General features: G+C 40.9%; 13 protein-coding genes. 4 read left to right on the forward strand and 9 right to left on the reverse strand.

Going from position 1 to position 20,343, the window contains the following annotated elements; all coding sequences use genetic code 11:
* Positions 1-56 precede the first annotated feature (56 nt).
* Both P0077_RS03285 and P0077_RS03290 read left to right on the forward strand, forming a co-directional pair.
* Positions 57-3,791 carry a PKD domain-containing protein gene (locus tag P0077_RS03285; protein ID WP_276167737.1) on the forward strand — a complete coding sequence of 1,245 codons (3,735 nt, stop codon included), beginning with the start codon at positions 57-59 and terminating at the stop codon, positions 3,789-3,791.
* A gap of 366 nt (positions 3,792-4,157) precedes the next feature.
* Positions 4,158-5,399: an ATP-binding cassette domain-containing protein gene (locus tag P0077_RS03290; RefSeq protein ID WP_276167738.1), complete on the forward strand. Its 1,242-nt coding sequence runs from the start codon at positions 4,158-4,160 to the stop codon at positions 5,397-5,399.
* 120 nt (positions 5,400-5,519) lie between these two features.
* Here the strand turns inward: P0077_RS03290 and secDF are convergent, their stop codons facing one another.
* A complete protein-coding gene (gene secDF / locus P0077_RS03295; RefSeq protein ID WP_276167739.1) occupies positions 5,520-8,513 on the reverse strand; it encodes a protein translocase subunit SecDF in 2,994 nt (997 codons plus the stop codon).
* Between the two features lie 157 nt (positions 8,514-8,670).
* A complete protein-coding gene (locus P0077_RS03300) occupies positions 8,671-9,597 on the reverse strand; it encodes a malate dehydrogenase (RefSeq protein WP_276167740.1) in 927 nt (308 codons plus the stop codon).
* Positions 9,598-9,892: 295 nt separating this feature from the next.
* Between P0077_RS03300 and P0077_RS03305 the strand changes: the two genes are divergently transcribed.
* Positions 9,893-10,270: a hypothetical protein gene (locus tag P0077_RS03305; protein ID WP_276167741.1), complete on the forward strand. Its 378-nt coding sequence runs from the start codon at positions 9,893-9,895 to the stop codon at positions 10,268-10,270.
* Positions 10,271-10,373: 103 nt separating this feature from the next.
* Here the strand turns inward: P0077_RS03305 and P0077_RS03310 are convergent, their stop codons facing one another.
* From P0077_RS03310 to asnB, 5 genes are all read right to left on the reverse strand, one after another.
* Complete coding sequence (locus P0077_RS03310) at positions 10,374-11,216, reverse strand: universal stress protein (protein WP_276167742.1); 843 nt, start codon at positions 11,214-11,216, stop codon at positions 10,374-10,376.
* Positions 11,217-11,345: 129 nt separating this feature from the next.
* The gene (locus tag P0077_RS03315; protein WP_276167743.1) at positions 11,346-12,308 is read right to left on the reverse strand and encodes a hypothetical protein; all 963 of its coding nucleotides are present in this window, start codon (positions 12,306-12,308) and stop codon (positions 11,346-11,348) included.
* A gap of 159 nt (positions 12,309-12,467) precedes the next feature.
* Positions 12,468-13,232 (reverse strand): F0F1 ATP synthase subunit delta, encoded by a 765-nt coding sequence (locus tag P0077_RS03320; protein ID WP_276167744.1) that lies wholly within the window; start codon positions 13,230-13,232, stop codon positions 12,468-12,470.
* 86 nt (positions 13,233-13,318) lie between these two features.
* Complete coding sequence (gene gyrB / locus P0077_RS03325; protein WP_276167745.1) at positions 13,319-15,271, reverse strand: DNA topoisomerase (ATP-hydrolyzing) subunit B; 1,953 nt, start codon at positions 15,269-15,271, stop codon at positions 13,319-13,321.
* Between the two features lie 359 nt (positions 15,272-15,630).
* A complete protein-coding gene (gene asnB / locus P0077_RS03330; RefSeq protein WP_276167746.1) occupies positions 15,631-17,295 on the reverse strand; it encodes an asparagine synthase B in 1,665 nt (554 codons plus the stop codon).
* Positions 17,296-17,534: 239 nt separating this feature from the next.
* On the opposite strand from asnB, the gene P0077_RS03335 reads away from it, so the two are divergent.
* Positions 17,535-18,083 carry a DUF2911 domain-containing protein gene (locus tag P0077_RS03335; RefSeq protein WP_276167747.1) on the forward strand — a complete coding sequence of 183 codons (549 nt, stop codon included), beginning with the start codon at positions 17,535-17,537 and terminating at the stop codon, positions 18,081-18,083.
* Between the two features lie 75 nt (positions 18,084-18,158).
* Here P0077_RS03335 and P0077_RS03340 read toward each other — a convergent pair whose 3' ends face one another.
* Together P0077_RS03340 and P0077_RS03345 are read right to left on the reverse strand one after the other, a co-directional pair.
* Positions 18,159-19,775, reverse strand: a complete 1,617-nt coding sequence (locus P0077_RS03340) for an amidohydrolase (protein ID WP_276167748.1) — start codon at positions 19,773-19,775, stop codon at positions 18,159-18,161.
* Positions 19,776-19,868: 93 nt separating this feature from the next.
* Positions 19,869-20,294, reverse strand: coding sequence for a hypothetical protein (locus P0077_RS03345; protein WP_276167749.1), 426 nt, complete (start codon positions 20,292-20,294; stop codon positions 19,869-19,871).
* Positions 20,295-20,343 lie beyond the last annotated feature (49 nt).

The raw sequence follows: 20,343 nt of genomic DNA on the forward strand, positions 1-20,343 counted from the left end.
CGGTCTCCGACCCGGACGTGACGGGAAGCGTCATAGTGGAGATCACCGGTGTATCGTTGTTGTCGGCCAACGATATTGAGGCCTTCGCCCTGAACGGACAGATAGAGACCGCAACGATAGACCCTTCCGCCCATATCGTTTCGGTGACCGTTCCCGAGGGTACGCTACTGAGCGTAGCACCTATTATGCTGACGGTATCGGAAGGGGCCACCGTAGAACCGGGGCTTCTACAGGCACGGGACTTCGGTTCCCCTGTTCAATATACCGTCACCTCGGGCAACGGTACAGAGCAGGTATGGACGGTGACCGCCAGTGTACTGACCATTCCGGTGGTGGGCGGTAACGACATCCTCGCTTTCGAGCTGCCCGGACAGAACGCTTCGGACATAGATACGGACAACCGTACCGTAACGGTGAACGTGCCAGATGGTACGGACCTGAACGTAGCGCCGAGCGTAATGGTCGTTTCACCGGACGCCACGGTGGACCCTGCGATAAATATTGTTAGAGATTTTTCGAGTGCCGTTACCTATACGGTCACCGCGGAGAACGGAACGCAACAGGAGTGGACCGTGAACGTGACCGTTTCCGCCCCGACGGGAAGCGATCAGAACGCAATAACGGCCTTTGAGTTCCCGGGCCAGACCGATGTGGATATCGATGGAACAACCAATACGGTCATCGTTACGGTTCCCGATGGTACCAACTTGAATACGGCCCCTTCGGTATTGAATATTTCCCCCAATGCTACGGTGACTCCCGCGATAGGGGATATACAGGATTTTAGCCAACCCGTAGCGTATACGGTCACCGCTGAAAATACTGATGAAAGAGTTTGGACGGTCAACGTTACCGTTACTGAAAACCAAGCACCTATCGCCAATGATGATACAACCGCAGTAGAATTGGGAGAAACCGTACGCATCAATGTCATCGATAACGATTCAGATGTTGATAATCCAAATTCCGATCTGGTTATATCTGGTGTTCTTGGGGTACAACCTGAAAATGCAGGTTCGTTTACAATCGATGGTCAGGAAATCGTATTCACCAGTTCCGGTGATTATACCGGGGATGCCACGTTCGGCTATACCATTAACGACGGTAACCCGGGCAATGACGATTCTGCAGTAGTGACTGTAACAATAGCCCCACAAGCGAACGCAGCCCCTTTAGCGGATGCCGGTCCCGACCAGGCCATTACCCTTCCCACGAGTTCGGTTACCCTGGACGGTTCCGGAAGCAGTGATACCGCCCCCGGAACGATCGCCTCGTACGCTTGGACACAGGTCAGCGGTCCCACAACGGCGACGATTGCTGCCCCGGGGAGCGCGAGTACCTCGGTAACGGGCTTGACGGAAGGAAACTATACGTTCAGGCTGACGGTGACCGACGATGGGACCCCGGCACTCAGCGATACGGACGATATCGTTATAACGGTGGGGGCCTTGCCCAACGTAGCTCCCGTAGCGGATGCCGGTCCGGACCAGGCCATTACCCTTCCCGCGAGTTCGGTAACGTTGGACGGTTCTGGAAGCAGCGATACCGCCCCCGGAACGATCGCCTCGTACGCTTGGACACAGGTCAGCGGTCCCACAACGGCGACGATTGCTGCCCCGGGGAGCGCGAGTACCTCGGTAACGGGCTTGACGGAAGGAAACTATACGTTCAGGCTGACGGTGACCGACGATGGGACCCCGGCACTCAGCGATACGGACGATATCGTTATAACGGTGGGGGCCTTGCCCAACGTAGCTCCCGTAGCGGATGCCGGTCCGGACCAGGCCATTACCCTTCCCGCGAGTTCGGTAACGTTGGACGGTTCTGGAAGCAGCGATACCGCCCCCGGAACGATCGCCTCGTACGCTTGGACACAGGTCAGCGGTCCCACAACGGCGACGATTGCTGCCCCGGGGAGCGCGAGTACCTCGGTAACGGGCTTGACGGAAGGAAACTATACGTTCAGGCTGACGGTGACCGACGATGGGACCCCGGCACTCAGCGATACGGACGATATCGTTATAACGGTGGGGGCCTTGCCCAACGTAGCTCCCGTAGCGGATGCCGGTCCGGACCAGGCCATTACCCTTCCCGCGAGTTCGGTAACGTTGGACGGATCTGGAAGCAGCGATACCGCCCCCGGAACAATCGCCTCGTACGCTTGGACACAGGTCAGCGGTCCAACAACGGCGACGATTTCCGCCCCGGGGAGCGCGAGTACCTCGGTAACGGGCTTGACGGAAGGAAACTATACGTTCAGGCTGACGGTGACCGACGATGGGACCCCGGCACTCAGCGATACGGACGATATTGTTATAACGGTGGGGGCCTTGCCCAACGTAGCTCCCGTAGCGGATGCCGGTCCGGACCAGGCCATTACCCTTCCCGCGAGTTCGGTAACATTGAACGGTTCAGGAAGTAATGATACCGCCCCCGGTACAATCGCCTCCTACGCCTGGGCGCAGGTCAGCGGTCCCACAACGGCGACGATTGCCGCCCCGGGGAGCGCGAGTACCTCGGTAACGGGCTTGACGGAAGGAAGCTATACGTTCAGGCTGACGGTGACCGACGATGGAACCCCGTCCCTTAGCGATACGGACGATATTGTTATAACGGTGGGGGCCTTGCCCAACGTAGCCCCTGTAGCGGATGCCGGTCCCGACCAGTCCATCATCTTGCCTACGAGTTCGGTAACATTGAACGGTTCAGGAAGTAATGATACCGCCCCCGGTACAATCGCCTCCTACGCCTGGGCGCAGGTCAGCGGTCCTACAACGGCGACGATTGCCGCCCCGGGGAATGTGAGTACCTCGGTAACGGGCTTGGCGGAAGGAAGCTATACGTTCAGACTGACGGTGATGGACGATGGAACCCCGTCCCTTAGCGATACTGACGATATTGATATAACGGTGGGGGGCTTGCCCAACGTAGCTCCCGTAGCGGATGCCGGTCCGGACCAGGCCATCGCCCTTCCCGCGAGTTCGGTAACGTTGGACGGATCTGGAAGCAGCGATACCGCCCCTGGAGCGATCGCCTCCTACGCCTGGTCACAGGTCAGCGGTCCAACAACGGCGACGATTGCCGCCCCGGGGAGCACGAGTACATCGGTAACGGGCTTGGCGGAAGGAAGCTATACGTTCAGGCTGACGGTGACGGACGATGGAACTCCGGCACTCAGCGATACGGACGATATCATCGTTACTGTCGAAGCCTTAGTTCAGACACTAACATTAACTTCTGTTGATGTTAGCTATAATACAAACATAACCTCAACAGAGTATTTATCTGGTGGGCCTGGAGAATTGTGGGAAGATTATGAAAAACATGAAATTAGCTCTGTAGAATTAGTTATTTCCAATGTAATTTCATCGAATAATAACTTAAATTACTTGTATATAGATGGAGTTAGATTCAACTACAACGATACCGGAATTATTAAACCAATAGCAGGGTTTTTATCCAACAATGAAACTGGCCACTATGAAATGCAATTTGGATTTCCTCAGTTACTTGATATAGAAAATGATTTCACCGATTCAGGTATTATGGAATATAGAAAGTCAAGAGCTGGAACTCCTAATATTATTACAATTCAAATAGAAGATACTAACGGAATATTAAGTAATATAATTCAAGTAAATACACCTTCAAATTATGGGTTTAAAATAAGAGTTCATGAAACGCCATATACACCAATAGGAGGATTGTTTCCAATGACGAAAAGGGTTAAGGTTGATGGTATTTTACAAACACCATATATTGAGGGGATATACAAATATGTGGATTTCTAACCGCTATTTTTATAAGTTTAGCGATATCTTAAAAAAGGTAACACTATATAATTAGAACAGAAAGCATATTTTGTAGGATTTTATTTAGAAATGTTTATCATTTCGCACATCTTTCTAAAGTAATATTTCGAAGATACTGATAAAATTAGATAATTCATACCACTAAAATATTACCTACAACGCTATGTTAGTGACGTTTTATTAAATGTAAAATCAATGTGCAAAAAAACTTTTGATCTATTAAATAGTTTCTATAATTCAGGTAGATAATATTCCATCTCAAAAGGCAGCCCTAACCAACGGAATGTATTTAGACAAAACCACTATATACCATAACAATATTGTACATATTTTTAGAGTTCTTTTATGACACCAAAACATTGGGCCGTTTTTACGGCTAATACTTCACAAAAAGGAGAACTGATTACAGCGCTTCTACAAGGACCACTTCCCGAGGGTTTTTATGAGCTGAAAAACCTAAAGGGTGCCCTAATGTCCAAATTGGCCGTTGAGCGCTTTATTGATATAGAAGACCGCCATGAGGCTAAAATAATTACTTCGAATTCCGATCAAAGTTTAAAATCTATGTCTAGCGGTGAACAGAAAAAAGCGCTGTTAAAACATATTTTGAGTTCAAATCCTGATTTTATAGTACTAGACAATCCTTTTGACAACTTGGATACAACTTCACAAGAGGACCTTAAAATAACACTTCAGAAAGTTTCTGAACATACTCCCATAGTGCAATTATTGAGTCGTAAAACGGATCTCTTGCCTTTTGCCAATACTTTCGCAAAACTGGAGGGTAAGGATTTATTTTTTCACGAGAGTGTCAGTTCACTTTCCGATAATACGTTAAAAGACCATTTTCAAGGAGATATACCTAAACCTATCAACTCTTATAAAATTGACGAAGAAACTTTAATCGCGTTAAAGAACGTGGGGGTCTCTTACAGTGAAAAGCTGATTTTACATGACATTAATTGGACGATTAAAAAAGGTGAGTTTTGGGAATTAAGAGGTAGAAATGGTAGTGGAAAAACAACCATACTCTCTATGATAACCGGAGAAAACCCAAAAGGCTACGGACAAGAACTCTATATTTTTGGACGCAAAAAAGGAACTGGTGAAAGTGTTTGGGAAATAAAAAAACGAATAGGCTATTTCACCCCTTCAATGACCGATAAATTTACAGGCTATCATTCCGTAAGCCATATGATTATTTCGGGGCTTAACGACTCTATTGGACTTTACATTCAACCTACCGAAGCGCAACTTAGACTTTCCAAAGAATGGCTTAAGTTAATTGGATTATGGGATATGAAAGATGAGCTATTCCATGATTTGTCCATGGGTCAAAAAAGATTGATTATGTGCGCTAGGGCCATGATAAAACACCCTCCACTGCTTATTCTTGACGAGCCCACTGCGGGACTAGACGATGACAGTGCTTCTTTGTTTGTTGCTCTGGTAAACAAGTTTGCCACCCAAAGCGACACTACGGTCATCTTTGTATCACACAGGAAAGAACCCGGTCTTGAAGCGGAATGCATTTATCAATTAGAGAAGTCTGATACAGGTTCAACTGGGAAAGTGTTAACTACGTAGCGCCTATCTATTATCATAAAAAACAAGACATTCGTCAAATACAAAAGCCGATTGCATATGCAATCGGCCTTTTATATTAATTGAGTTAGTTAGTTCTTAACTCTTCAAATATAGAGAAATTTATTTTACTTCCTTGGTTTCCGGCTCAACTGTACTATTTTCTAGTCCGCCTGCTTTTGAAGACTTGTTCAATGTATCGAACATTACAGGGGTTGCAATGAACAATGATGAATATGTACCTACAATAACACCAATTATCATAGCGAACATAAATCCTCTTAATGATTCTCCACCGAAAATAAATATCGCCAATAATACTACCAAAGTAGTCAAAGACGTATTTAATGTACGGCTCAATGTACTGTTCAATGCCAAATTAATATTGTCGCCACCGCGCCATCCTTTCTCACCGATAATCTCACGAATACGGTCAAACACAACCACGGTATCATTCAACGAATACCCAATTACCGTTAATATAGCCGCGATAAAAGCTTGGTCAATTTCCATATTGAAAGGCATTATGGTTCCAAACAATGAGAATATACCCAACACTATCATCACATCATGGAAAACAGCTGTTACTGCTCCTAATGAGAATTGCCATTTCTGGAAACGCAACAAGATATACAAGAACACCACTGCCAACGACCCTAAGATTGCCAAGAAGGCATTGTTCTTAATATCATCTGCTATTGTTGGTCCTACTTTTACAGATTGTAAAATACCAATTGACTTATCTCCCGAACCACTTACAAAGCTCTGTTCACTAATACCGTCTGGCAAATATTTCTGTAAAGAAGTATAAAGCTTATTTTGGATTTCATTATCCACTTCAATACCTTCCACATCCACTTTGTAAGGTGTAGTAATCTTAATCTGATTAGATTCACCAAACGTCTTCACGTTGGTTCCACTACCAAACACTTCATTTAACTCAGAGGCTATTTCAGATGGGTTAACAGACTGTTCAAAACGAACTTGATACGAACGTCCTCCTATAAAATCAACTCCTTGTTGTAACCCTTTTGTAGCCAAAGAGAAAACACCAATACCCACTAAGATAGCAGAGAATATATAAGCAATCTTTCGTTTTGAAAGAAAGTCGATATTAATATTCTTGAATAATCCTTTTGTAATAGCGGTAGAAAAATCCAATGAACGCCCTTTGCCATCAATATACCAATCTACCAATAGACGTGTAATAAAGATAGCCGTGAACAATGAAGTTACAATACCGATAAGTAAAGTAGTTGCGAAACCTTTAATTGGACCCGAACCGAATATAAATAAAATGATTGCAGTAAGGCCTGTGGTTATGTTCGCATCAAGAATAGAAGAAAGCGCGTTTCCGAAACCATCTGCAACAGCTAATGATTTCCCTTTTCCTTTAGCTAATTCTTCTTTAATACGCTCAAAAATAAGTACGTTCGCATCCACGGACATACCAATGGTAAGAACGATACCTGCAATACCTGGCAAGGTCAATACCGCACTTAAGCTGGTAAGAACTCCGAATATCAATAAAATGTTCAATAGTAAAGCGATATCCGCGAAAGCACCTGCTTTACCATAATAGAAAACCATCCATACCAATACGATTGCCATTGCAATCATGAAGGACATAAAACCACTATCAATAGCTTCTTGACCTAAAGATGGCCCTACAACTTCTGATTGTATAATTTCTGCCGATGCCGGTAACTTACCAGCACGCAATACATTAGAAATATCTTTTGTTTCGTTAACGGTAAATGTACCCGTAATCTCTGAACGACCTCCTGAAATAGGCCCAGAAGAAACACCTGGAGCAGTATATACTTTATTATCCAAAACAATAGCAATACCTGTTCTATTGGTATATGCATCTCCCGTTAGTTTTTCCCATTCCTTAGCTCCTTTGGTGTTCATGCTCATGGTAACTGCCGGCTTACCGTTAACAAACTCATCACGAGCATCACTAACCACATCACCACTAATTCTTGGTGTATTATCCCGGTTAGATTTAAGTGCGTACAATTCTGCAATTTCAGAACCCTCAGATGGTCTTTCCCATAAGAACTTTACAAACTGCATGCTTGCAGGAAGTAATCTTCTAATTTCTTTCATTCTAAGGTACGAACCAATCTCGGCCGTATCTTGAATAGCAGCAACACCTACAGCATAACTAGGCGCGCCTATTTGAAACTTATCGAATAATGGGTTACGCTGTCCAGAGATGTCCAATGAATCTTGAGAAACGTCCGAAAGAAGGGAATCTAATTCCGATTCTTGCTTAACAGGCTCTTCAATATCATCTACATCAATAAGTGTTTTCAGTTTTTCATTCGCCTGAAAAAAGAAACCTTGTAATTCAGGATTGTTAGGCTGGTATGTTTCCCAGAACTCTAACTGTGCCGTACTTGACAACAACCCTTGCGCACGAGCAATATCTCTAGCACCAGGCAATTCTACCAAAATACGACCGGAATTCCCTTCTCTTTGGATGTTTGGTTGTGTTACACCAAAACCATCTATACGCTCACGAAGTACTTCAAAAGCAGAAACAATGGATTCGTCAATCTTTGTACGGATGATAGGCTTAACCTCATCATCTGACATCTGAAAATTAACCTCACCACTCAGGCCTTTATTCGCAAAAATATCTGGAGAAGCTAATTTCGTATCTCCTTTAATTTTGTCAAAAGCATTGAAGAAAAGCTCAATATACGTATCATCACTGTCCTTAGAGGCTGCATCGGCATCTGCCAAAGCCTTATTGAAAATAGGATTTTTGGTATTATTTGCCAAACCTTTTAAGATATCCTTTACGGAAATCTGAAGGGTAACGTTGATACCCCCTTTAAGGTCAAGCCCTTTGTTCAGCTCTTTCTTTTTGGCTTCGTTGTAGTTGGTGAAACCAAGGATTGAATTGTCTCCAATTGAATCTAAATACCTAGTCTCTAGCTCATCACGTTTAGAAACATAATTTTCTTCAGCGTCCGAAATGCGGCTTTCCGCATACGCTTTTGCTTCGTTTTCTACCTTACCTCCTATAAAAGTATAGGATAATTGATAGATACTTACTAGCCCAAAGAGTAGGGCAAAAAGCTTAATAAGTCCTTTATTCTGCATTGGTTATGTAAATTAATTGCGTGCTTTTTATAACAGCGTGCAAATATATGATTTTCCCATAGGAATTGGCAATATATTTGGAGTTATTGTAAAACAGAAACATCTGCCCCTGAATTATTTCAGAAACAGATGCTCATATCTATTCTTATCGTAAAGACTATAATTCAAGTAGACCGTTGGTCTTTTTTACTCCGGCAGCACTTTCTTGCATTTTTTCTTTTTCTGCATCGCTTAATGGAATATCAACTATTTTTTCAATTCCATCTTTACCTAAAACAACAGGCACTCCAATACAAATATCGTCAAGATCATACTCACCTTCCAACAAAGTTGAACATGGGAATATTTTCTTTTGATCACAAGCAATAGCCTGAACCAAACCAGATACGGCCGCACCTGGAGCATACCACGCACTTGTACCCAATAATTTGGTCAATGTAGCACCACCTACCTTAGTATCTGCAGCAACTTGCTCTAAACGGTCATCAGATAGAAATTCTGAAACACGAATACTATTTCTGGTAGCATGAGAAGTTAAAGGAACCATTCCCGTATCACTATGACCACCTATAACCATACCGTCTACATCTGAAATTGGAGCTTCTAGAGCCTCTGCCAAACGGTATTTAAAACGAGCACTATCCAATGCTCCACCCATACCTATAATCTTATGCTTAGGCAAACTGGTTGTTTTATGTACCAAATACGTCATGGTATCCATTGGGTTACTTACTATAATTAAAGTAACGTTTGGAGAATGTTCTACTAGGTTTGCAGATACTGTTTTTACAATTCCGGCATTGATACCTATTAATTCCTCACGCGTCATTCCCGGTTTTCTTGGAATACCCGAAGTAATTACAGCAATATCACTATTGGCCGTTTTAGAGTAGTCATTAGTTACACCTGTAATTTTGGTATCGAAACCGTTTAAAGATGCAGTTTGCATCAAATCCATAGCCTTACCTTCGGCATAGCCTTCCTTGATATCCAATAAAACTACTTCCGATGCAAAATTCTTTATGGCAATATACTCGGCACAGCTTGCCCCTACTGCTCCTGCCCCTACTACGGTAACTTTCATTTGTTATTATTTATTTGTTATTAAAGTTTTTCCCTTCAGACACCCTTGTTTTCAACGTATTTGAAAAGGGTTCCCAAATTTAAACAATCTAAAAGTAAAACTACCGCCAAAATTGGGTTAAATGGCAGAAATGTCATCGATAAACTACTCGGTGAAATACACTCCTGTTAAAAAAGAATGCGCTTTAACGAAGATAAAACCGATTTGTTGCCATACATCGAATTATAGCAATAGTACTTTGTAATCTGCCGTTCTACTAACAGTAAAACCCCCAAAATAATTAAAACCTACGACAATGAAAAAAGTCTTTTCATTATTAGCCATAATAGCCATTGTACTTGTGAGCAACTGTACAGAAATTCCTGAAAACAATGATCCGGTTATCGGTATTTGGTCAGACGTAGAAGTTACAGCAGCAAGTAAAACTTCCAAAGGAGGGACTACCATACGTAAAGAATGGATATTTAACGATGCCTACTTAGGAAGGTACCACCAAAAAAGCAATGGCAGTATTACATTTAAAACCGACTTTAAATGGAGTTACGATAACGACACATATACAATATCATACCCCGGAACCGACATGGAAGACAAAATTGTCTCCATGAAAGCGTCTGCAGAAGGAAGCTCATTAGCGGACTCGCAGGGAAACATTATGGCCCTTAGGGAGTAACAATTTTACTAGGTTTCAAATACGCTAAAGCCCATATTCTTAATTGAATATGGGCTTTTAAATTGTATTAAGTTTCCCTTGTAATCTTTTTTAAGCAAATGGCCTAATCACGATAAATAGCCATTACCGGTATATTAATATGTCTTATTAAATCTTCTGTTAGACTGTATGTAAAAAGACGCTGATAAAAATTACGCTTGTGGTTAATTAGGCAAACCATATCAATTTTATTTTCTACGCAGTAATCCAACAATGATTTTTTAAGGTCAATGGAATCAATAGTCTTAAAGGCCACATTACTAATATCAAAATCATTGAGGGAATTTTTGAAGCGCTCCATTAAAGGCACTATTGAGTCTCCATGCGCCAAATCAAAATGTACCACGTGTAATTTTGCATTAAAAGCTTTGGACTCGTTTATTAAGTCCTCCAATGGCTCCTTCTCATCTTCTTGATAATCTACCAAGAACAAAATATTATCCAAATCTCCATCAAAACTAGAGTTACCGGGAACCACAATGACCGGCTTACTGATCTCATCTAATATTTTTAAAGTATTTGTTTCCGTAAACAACTGAAAGAGTCCCGTTTTAGTAATTTGGGTACCCATGACCACCACATCTATCTTATCTTCGCGTTTGTTGATATACTCCGTAAAAGTGTCTATAAAATCTCCTTCCCGTACAATATATTTTACGGACAGACTATCTATTTGCCTGTCATTAAGTATCCCTTCAAAAGGAGGAAATATCTCCTTTTTATTTCTGAAATTTTGGATATCAAGCTCCTCATAAATTTCTTGTTCTTCTTCTGATGATACACTACCTAAATTATAGGCATGAAAAACAATAATTTTCTTGTCCGTCATTTTTGCATAATCAACAGCGTAAAGAAAAGCGTTAAGAGAAACTTCAGAAAAATCAGTAGGAAAAAGTATCCGCCCCATAGTTTTATAGTTTGAAAATATTATACGTAGGTTAAGGTGCTAGGCAATGCGCCTTTTCAATTTAAAAATTAATCGTTTTATCCATACTTAAGATAAAACTTCTTTTATTCAATACAAAGTAAATGGCAGCTACACAGAGGTTGCTAAAAATTTTACGGCAAATACCAATGCAATACTCACTACCAGCCCCACCACAACTTTTACAAGGTCCATACCCAAAGATTTGAACATCTTAGCCCTGGGTTCGTTCTTTCTTAGCATATAATTCAATGCTATTTCACGTCCGGCCAAAACCCCTATAAAAACCCAGGTTGTGCTCATAGGCACATTATTAAGTTCTTTAAAGTAAAACAGGACTACTCCATAAACAAAATCAATAATTGTAGCAGAACGAATATCTACAGTATTGGTTTTAGATTTGATTATACTTTGAATAGCACCACCCTTTGAAGCTATAATATAAGCAAGCAACCCCAAAATGACCACTAATGAAAATATCAGGGAATAGATATCTAGTTGCCGCGGTAAATAGACATAGATATTAGCAAAATCCTGAATCAGCCATTGGGACCAAAGAAAACCGGTAGAACACCACTGCAAGATTGTCCAAAGACGTTCCTGCTGGCTTGTAATAGGGTTTTCAATAAACTTTTTCTCCACCAATTTTGAAATGCCCAAATAAAGCAGAATAGCCGCTGTAAATGCCACTGCATATCCAGAAAGCGATTTAACGACCATATCCGAAAGATTCTTTTCATTAAAAAACGTGAGAATCAAAAAAGACGTACTGACAGGAATTCCCGTACGGGTCAACAACATTAGAATAATAGGAGGCAGCAAGTAGTACCAAGCAAATGGTTCTGGCATAGGATATTTTACCAATCTACCATAAGAAACATCTCCGTTATGAGTGATATATCCAAAAATTAGCGTCGCAGCCAGTATCCCACCTGCAAATAACCACAAAACCCACCATTTCTTTCTTTCATTTGAACTTAAAAAAGTACCCAATGTTTGTATGGTATCATTACCAATAACCGAATACGCGGCCAATATAAAGCCCAAGTACATTACTATGACCGAAAAATCCAATACAGGTTAATTTTAAAATTAGGGTGTAAATAAAGAACAAAAGAAACAAGGATGATATGAATTGTAGATTAATAAATATTTAAATTTTTGACAACTTAACAAAAGAAAGGACCGCAATCATAAATGACTGCGGCCCTCATACCATTATTACTGTTATTACTACTTAGAGTTCGATGCCGTATCTTCTAAAAGAAATTCCGTATAATCTAATATATAAACTCCCAATAGACTCCACTTAAATTTTTCGCCTTCATACTTGGCCTTAAACTTATCGTTATCCATAAACAAAGATTCAAAATGCTCATCAAAATCCTTTTTAGTCAACCATAACACCTTTTCATCACCTTTCTTAATGTAGTATGACTTAGCAATACCTCCTGCTAATTTCATTCCTCCAACCCCAAAGCTAGCTGTTTGCTTAGCCCATGGATCTGAATACACTTCTATAAACTGACTATATTTAGGATTAACGACCTGCATTAAATACTCAGCTTCTTTCTTTTTGTTTTTTAAAGAAACCATCTGATTTGTATACATGGTATACCCTTTGTTCATGTACTTAGAGGCATCGGTTTTACCCCATTTAGTAGCATCGTTCATGAAGTTGGTTTGATTGTTTAATTTTTCAAGTCCAGAAGGAGCCATATACAGATCAACAATTTCCTCGGCCTTAACACGAACTTTTTTACCATCGGGCTTAATGAACTTTATTTCATTAATCTGGCCCTTTTTACGATCTACATCTTTGATGTCCGCTTCTAATTTAGTGCCATCCTTAAGGGTAACATAAGCTGGTTTTTTCCTGGAGTAAGACGAATATGCTGGATCAAAAGCAGCTTGTTGTTCGCGCTCTTTTAAACTTTCTTGTCCAAAACAAACAATGCTGGACATAAATAATACCATGGATACTAATTGTACTTTCATAATAGGGGTTTAGGGTTATTGTACTGCCCCTAAAATAGATCGTCCGCCAAGTGGCGGACGAATATTTGTTGTGAAAACCCTATTTCTTATGCATCAATGTTAGCATAAACGGCATTCTTCTCTATAAACTCTCTTCTTGGAGGAACTTCATCGCCCATTAACATAGAGAACACCCGATCAGTTTCGGTAGCATTGTCTATTTGTATTTGACGTAGTGTTCTAAACTCAGGGTTCATAGTCGTATCCCACAATTGCTCAGCGTTCATCTCACCAAGACCTTTGTATCGTTGAATACTCACACCCCCACTATAGCTATCCGCTATTTCATCTCGTTCTTTATCACTCCAAGCGTATCTCTTTTTCTGCCCTTTTTTAACCAAGTACAAAGGTGGGGTGGCTATATAAACATGACCACTTTCTATAAGCTCGCGCATATATCTAAAGAAAAAGGTCAAAATAAGAGTTTCAATGTGACTACCATCAACATCGGCATCACACATGATGACCACTTTATGGTAGCGGAGCTTCTCAAGATTCAAGGCTTTACTATCTTCCTCTGTTCCAATAGTAACCCCTAGTGCGGTGTAGATATTTTTAATCTCCTCGTTTTCAAATACCTTGTGCTGCATGGCTTTTTCAACGTTTAGAATCTTACCTCTTAAAGGCAAAATAGCCTGAAACTTACGGTCACGTCCCATTTTTGCCGTACCGCCCGCAGAATCACCCTCAACAAGGAATACCTCACATTGCGCTGGATCTTGTTCGGAACAATCCGACAATTTACCAGGAAGACCACCAATACTCATGACCGTCTTACGCTGTACCATTTCACGTGCCTTTGTAGCCGCATGACGTGCTTGTGCCGCAAGTATTACTTTTTGAACTATTATCTTAGCATCATCTGGATGTTCCTCTAAATAATCGGACAACATCTCTGACACCGCTTGTGAAACCGCCGAAGAAACCTCACGGTTACCTAGTTTAGTCTTAGTCTGACCCTCAAATTGTGGCTCGGCAACTTTAACCGAAACAATTGCGGTAAGGCCTTCTCTAAAATCATCTCCCTGAACCTCGAACTTTAATTTCTCGAGCATTCCCGAAGCATCGGCATATTTTTTAAGTGTAGTTGTAAGACCACGTCTAAAACCCGAAAGGTGTGTCCCCCCTTCATGGGTATTAATATTATTTACGTAGGAGTGCAGATTTTCCGTATAGCTCGTGTTATAAATCATGGCAACCTCAACAGGAATATCGTTTTTCTCACCTTCCATAGAAATTACGCTCTGGATTAAAGGCTCACGGTTACCATCTAAAAACTTAACAAACTCTTTAAGGCCTTCATTTGAGAAAAATGTTTCGGAAAGAAACTCTCCTTTATCATCTTTCTGTCTTCTATCCGTAATACTAATAGTTACCCCTTTGTTTAAGAACGAAAGCTCACGCATTCTATTCGCCAAAGTTTCGTAACTATATTCTATGCTTTGCTGAAAAATTTGGTCATCCGGATGAAAAGTAACCATTGTACCTCTTTCCTCAGTTTCACCGATACTCTTAACAGGATACATTGCTTTTCCACGCTCATACTCTTGCTCCCAAATTTTCCCGTCTCTATAAACGGTTGCCTTCAAGTTGTCAGAAAGTGCATTCACAACAGAAACACCAACACCGTGAAGTCCACCAGAAACTTTATAAGAATCTTTATCGAACTTACCACCAGCTCCAATTTTGGTCATAACCACCTCTAGGGCAGAAATACCTTCCTTTTTATGAAGATCTACCGGAATACCCCTACCATTATCACGAGTGGTAATGGAGTTATCTTCGTTTATGACTACACTAATAGAGTCACAGTGACCGCCCATAGCTTCATCTATGGAGTTATCTACTACCTCATACACCAAGTGGTGCAGACCTCTAACGCCCACATCACCAATATACATTGATGGACGCATACGCACATGTTCCATCCCCTCAAGGGCCTGGATACTGTCCGCCGAATATTGTTTTTTGTTTTCTTCTTTATTTGCTTCTTCGCTCATAAAATTAACTAGTTGTTAGACTTAATTTTTGGCAATCTCACAAATATAGGCAAAACCCCATAAAATATGGGGTTTTGAGAATTGTGATACCTCTAAGTTATCAACAAAAATTGTGGAAAATTACATATACAGAATACCTTCTTCAATTACTGATATTTAAACCTTAAGTTACTCAAATTCAAATCCTAAAATTTGAATATTTTATCAGCATAAGCACTCCAAATTTACGTCATTCCTCAAATTATAAAATAATACCTGTTGTCTTTTCCGCTTTAGGGCACATACAAAAAGACCTGCCGAATGCTTTGCAAACAACAGGTCTATTCTAAGCTAATTACAAGTAAAGATCCATACCCGCTCTAGTAGGCATCATCGTGAACGTTTGCCACAGCTCTACCAGATGGATCGTTCATGTTTTTGAAGGCTTCATCCCATTCCAACGCTATTTGCGTACTACAAGCAACCGAAGCTTCTTGAGGCACACATAACGCCGCTGCATCCGATGGGAAATGAGATTCAAATATAGAACGATAGTAAAATTCTTCTTTTGATGTTGGTGTTTGTAATGGGAACCTAAACTTGGCATTTGCCAATTGTTCATCAGAGACCTCTGTGTTTACAACTTCTTTTAAAGTATCGATCCAGCTATACCCTACACCGTCAGAAAACTGTTCTTTCTGTCTCCATGCCACACTTTCCGGTAACATATCTTCAAAAGCTTTACGAACTACCCATTTCTCCATGCGCTCCCCATTGATCATTTTATCCTGTGGGTTGATGCGCATAGCTACATCCATAAATTCTTTATCCAAGAACGGTACACGACCTTCAATTCCCCAAGATGCCAATGATTTGTTTGCTCGTAAGCAATCGTACATATGTAGTTTACTTAACTTACGTACAGTCTCTTCATGAAACTCTTGAGCATTTGGAGCTTTGTGAAAGTAAAGGTAGCCGCCAAAAAGCTCATCCGCTCCTTCTCCTGAAAGGACCATTTTTATCCCCATAGATTTAATCACCCGCGCCATAAGATACATAGGAGTGGAGGCTCTAATGGTAGTTATATCATAGGTCTCCAAGTTATAAACCACGTCTTTAATGGCATCTAGACCTTCTTGAATCGTAAATTTGATTTCATGGTGAACCGTACCGATGTGATCGGCTACTTTCTGAGCGGCAGCCAAATCCGGAGAACCTTCAAGACCCACTGAGAAAGAGTGCAACTGAGGCCACCATGCATCTGTAGTATCACCTGATTCTATACGTTTTTGAGCATATTTCTTTGCTATCGCGGATGTAACCGAAGAATCCAAACCTCCCGAAAGCAATACCCCATAAGGCACATCTGACATTAACTGACGGTGTACAGCTGCTTCTAAGGCTTCTTTAATTTCTTGAATGCTCGTTTCGTTTTCCTTAACGGCATCATACTCCATCCAATCTCTGGAATACCATTTTTTGAACTCCCCGTCTTCACTGCTTAAATAGTGTCCTGGAGGAAACAGTTGAATTTTAGTACAGGTTCCTTCCAAAGCTTTCAATTCTGAAGCCACATAGAATGTTCCGTTTTGATCCCACCCAATATATAATGGAATGATACCCATATGATCACGTGCCACAAAATAAGAATCGTTCTCGGTATCATAAATAGCGAAACCAAAAATACCGTTCATCTCATCTAAGAAATCTGCTCCTTTTTCTTTGTAAAGGGCTAAAATAACTTCACAATCAGATTCCGTCTGAAAATTATATTTTCCTTCAAATTGCTTACGCAATTCTCTATGGTTATAGATTTCGCCGTTAGCGGCCAAAACCAATTTCTTATCTTCACTATATAACGGCTGTGTACCGGAAGCTGGATCAACAATAGCCAAACGCTCATGCGCTAAAATGGCTTTTTCATCTGCATAAATCCCACTCCAATCCGGACCACGGTGACGTATTTTCTTAGACATCTCCAATAACTGGGGTCTTAAAACATCTGAACTTTCCTTTAAATCAAATGCACATACAATTCCACACATAACTCTTTGTTTATTTCTAATTTGAAGTCAAAAATGCGACTAAACTTTCAATTATAAAACATATACACCTATATTGATTTCATTTTATAATATTAATTCACAATTCAACATCAATACATCACTATTTTATATTTTTTGGATAAAAAATCAAACGTTCTGTAAGTAGCGTAAAAATTAACGACTTTTTAGTAGATTTAAATTTCAATACTAACTAGTTTTAGCCCAAAACAAACACGATTATGAAAAAAGTACTTTTTATTGTTTTGATGGCATTTGCCATGACCATCTCAACCGACGCATTAGCTCAAAAATTTAGTGGATTGGATAAAAGTCCTATGGATATGGCCGCTTATCCAAACGATTACAAGGTATCCTCAAAAACTGCCCGTATTATTTATAGCCGTCCACAGTTGAAAGGACGTTCGCTTTCTGAACTTGCCCCTGCTGGAAAAGTATGGCGTACTGGTGCTAACGAAGCAGCCGAGATTACTTTTTACTCTGATGTGGATTTTGGAGGAAAACAAATTAAAGCCGGAACTTACTCTATTTTCACTATACCAAGTAGTGGCGAGTGGACCGTTGTTCTTAATAAAAACCTGAACCAATGGGGCGCTTATTCTTATGATGAAACCGCAGATGTTGCCCGTGTTACTGTACCAAGCGCAGAAGATTCTACTTCTCTAGAAGAATTTTCTATTGCTTTCAAAGAAGCAGGAGCTGGTTTTGAAATGGTAATGGGATGGGACAAAACAAGAGTTGCCGTACCTATTACAGCTTCAAAAATGTAACATATCCTGAAACCTATAGTATAAAAAAAACCGAAGCTTTACAGCTTCGGTTTTTTTATGCAGTAATTTCTTGGGCTATCTTGTTTTTCCATTTATAAAGGTTTGTTCCGCCATAATACTGGGAATCTCTTCAACAGGAACCGTCATCATATCCTTATCATAAATAACAAAATCCGCAAACTTCCCTCGTTCTATACTTCCCTTTTCCTCTTCCTCAAAGTTAGAATAGGCAGCCCAAATGGTCATACCGCGTAATGCTTCTTCCCTGGATAGTGCATCTTGCTTTTGAAAACCACCTTCAGGATACCCTTCAACATCTTTTCTAGTAATGGCCGCGTAAAATGTCAAAAACGGACTCACCTGCTCCACCGGAAAATCAGTACCTAAAGCAAGTGTACCGGCTTTATCCAAAAGCTTTTTATAAGCATACGCACCTTTCATACGGTGTTCACCAAGACGGTCTTCGGCCCAATACATATCGCTTGTAGCGTGAGTAGGTTGTACGGAAGGTATCACTCCATTACCAAAATAATCAAAATCCAAGGTATCGATAATCTGAGCATGCTCCACCCTCCAACGACGGCCTGGCTTATCCTTTAATACTTCCTGATAGGTTCGCAGCACTACGGCATTTGCAGAGTCTCCTATTGCATGTGTATTCATTTGATATTCTGAAATAGCTAAACGTCTTGCCAAATCTTCTATTTCTTCAATTGGCGTAACCATAGCTCCATAATGACCCCATTTATCCGTATACGGTTTTTTCAATACGGCACCGCGAGACCCAAGAGCACCATCTCCGTACACTTTTACAGAACGTACGTTCAACCTCTCTGTCTTTATAGGTCCTTGATAAATAAAATAATCTACATCTTCAGGAGTATTGCTCACCATAGCATACACTTTAATAGAAAGTTCACCGGCTTGCTGCAGGCTATCTATAAGTTCTATTGTACTACGGTCTATTCCGGCATCATCAACAGTAGTTAGACCATTATTCAAACATATTCTTTCTGCGTCCTTTAATGCTTTTATACGGGCTTCCAAATCTGGAGCCGGGATAATAGCGTAAACCAAACCCATTGGATTATCTACCAATACTCCCGTAATTCCCATAGCTCCCTTTACGATTTCTCCACCCTCTACTTTGGTTTGCCAATCAATGCCCGCCAAATCCAAAGCTGCTTTATTTACTAGCAATGCATGCCCATCTATACGGACTAAGGCTACAGGGGTATCCGGAAAAAGTTCATCGAGCTCTTTACGTGTGGGGTAGTCTTTAACCTCCCAATCGTTCTGGTCCCAACCCCGACCCATTATAAAATCTTTAGGATTTTCCTTTTGAAAAGCCTGAACACGCTCCAAAACCTCCTCAAAACTTTTGGTACCCACAAGATCAACTACTTGCTGACCGAGACCCAACCCGTAAAAATGACAATGCGCATCTATTAGTCCGGGAGTAATTGTACGACCATCTGCATCCACTAATTGGTCAGAAGTGTATTTATCCCTAATTTCCTCCGTAGTGCCTACGGCAATGAATTTACCTTTATGGACGGCAAAAGCTTCCGCTTTGGAAAATACTTCATCAACGGTGTACACATTGGCGTTCACTATGACCATGTCCACCTTTTCTTTCAGGTGTTCACACCCAGTTATAAACAGCAGTAATAAGGGAAGTATTTTTTTCATAGCAAGAGAAATTGAAGATTCTCAAAAGTACATAAATAATGTACCACTGTCTTACTACAAGCTTTTTTAGAAAAAAAACTATATATCTAAGGATTACATAATTTTCACACGTGCTCCTTTTATGTTAAAAGTTCCGTCCGCATAGGTATACGTACCCGTTAATGTTTCGCCTTTTGCGGATAGTTTCACTACAAACTGAACACCTTCTAGAGTAACCTCAAAACTGATGGTATTTCCCTGCAACCGCACATTTTTTCCTAAGATTTCTTTTTCATCAAGTTGAACAAACACATTATCTTCCCCATTTTCCTTAAAAATGGAAAGTGCCCCTAACTTATACTGGTCTGGTGCATTTTCTGCCGAATATTCCCAACTTCCCAATAATTCACTCTCAGCCGATACTGTCAAACAATTTAAATCATCAAGATTCAAAACATTAGCGGCAGCAGTATAACTCACAGTCATACTAAGGAATAAAGCGGTAGATAAGGCGATGGAATTCTTCTTGAAAATTTTCATGCGTCAACAGATTAATTCGTATTAATTTTGGACCTATTTTTCATCAAAA

This window comes from Zobellia alginiliquefaciens (assembly GCF_029323795.1).
GTDB classification, from domain to species: Bacteria; Bacteroidota; Bacteroidia; order Flavobacteriales; family Flavobacteriaceae; genus Zobellia; species Zobellia alginiliquefaciens.

What these genes read in the sequence shown, in the direction of transcription:
- P0077_RS03290 (WP_276167738.1), top strand. Translation starts at nt 4,158, where the DNA reads ATGACACCAAAACATTGGGCCGTTTTTACGGCTAATACTTCACAAAAA.
- secDF (WP_276167739.1), bottom strand. Translation starts at nt 8,513, where the DNA reads ATGCAGAATAAAGGACTTATTAAGCTTTTTGCCCTACTCTTTGGGCTA.
- P0077_RS03300 (WP_276167740.1), bottom strand. Translation starts at nt 9,597, where the DNA reads ATGAAAGTTACCGTAGTAGGGGCAGGAGCAGTAGGGGCAAGCTGTGCC.
- P0077_RS03305 (WP_276167741.1), top strand. Translation starts at nt 9,893, where the DNA reads ATGAAAAAAGTCTTTTCATTATTAGCCATAATAGCCATTGTACTTGTG.
- P0077_RS03310 (WP_276167742.1), bottom strand. Translation starts at nt 11,216, where the DNA reads ATGGGGCGGATACTTTTTCCTACTGATTTTTCTGAAGTTTCTCTTAAC.
- P0077_RS03320 (WP_276167744.1), bottom strand. Translation starts at nt 13,232, where the DNA reads ATGAAAGTACAATTAGTATCCATGGTATTATTTATGTCCAGCATTGTT.
- gyrB (WP_276167745.1), bottom strand. Translation starts at nt 15,271, where the DNA reads ATGAGCGAAGAAGCAAATAAAGAAGAAAACAAAAAACAATATTCGGCG.
- asnB (WP_276167746.1), bottom strand. Translation starts at nt 17,295, where the DNA reads ATGTGTGGAATTGTATGTGCATTTGATTTAAAGGAAAGTTCAGATGTT.
- P0077_RS03335 (WP_276167747.1), top strand. Translation starts at nt 17,535, where the DNA reads ATGAAAAAAGTACTTTTTATTGTTTTGATGGCATTTGCCATGACCATC.
- P0077_RS03340 (WP_276167748.1), bottom strand. Translation starts at nt 19,775, where the DNA reads ATGAAAAAAATACTTCCCTTATTACTGCTGTTTATAACTGGGTGTGAA.
- P0077_RS03345 (WP_276167749.1), bottom strand. Translation starts at nt 20,294, where the DNA reads ATGAAAATTTTCAAGAAGAATTCCATCGCCTTATCTACCGCTTTATTC.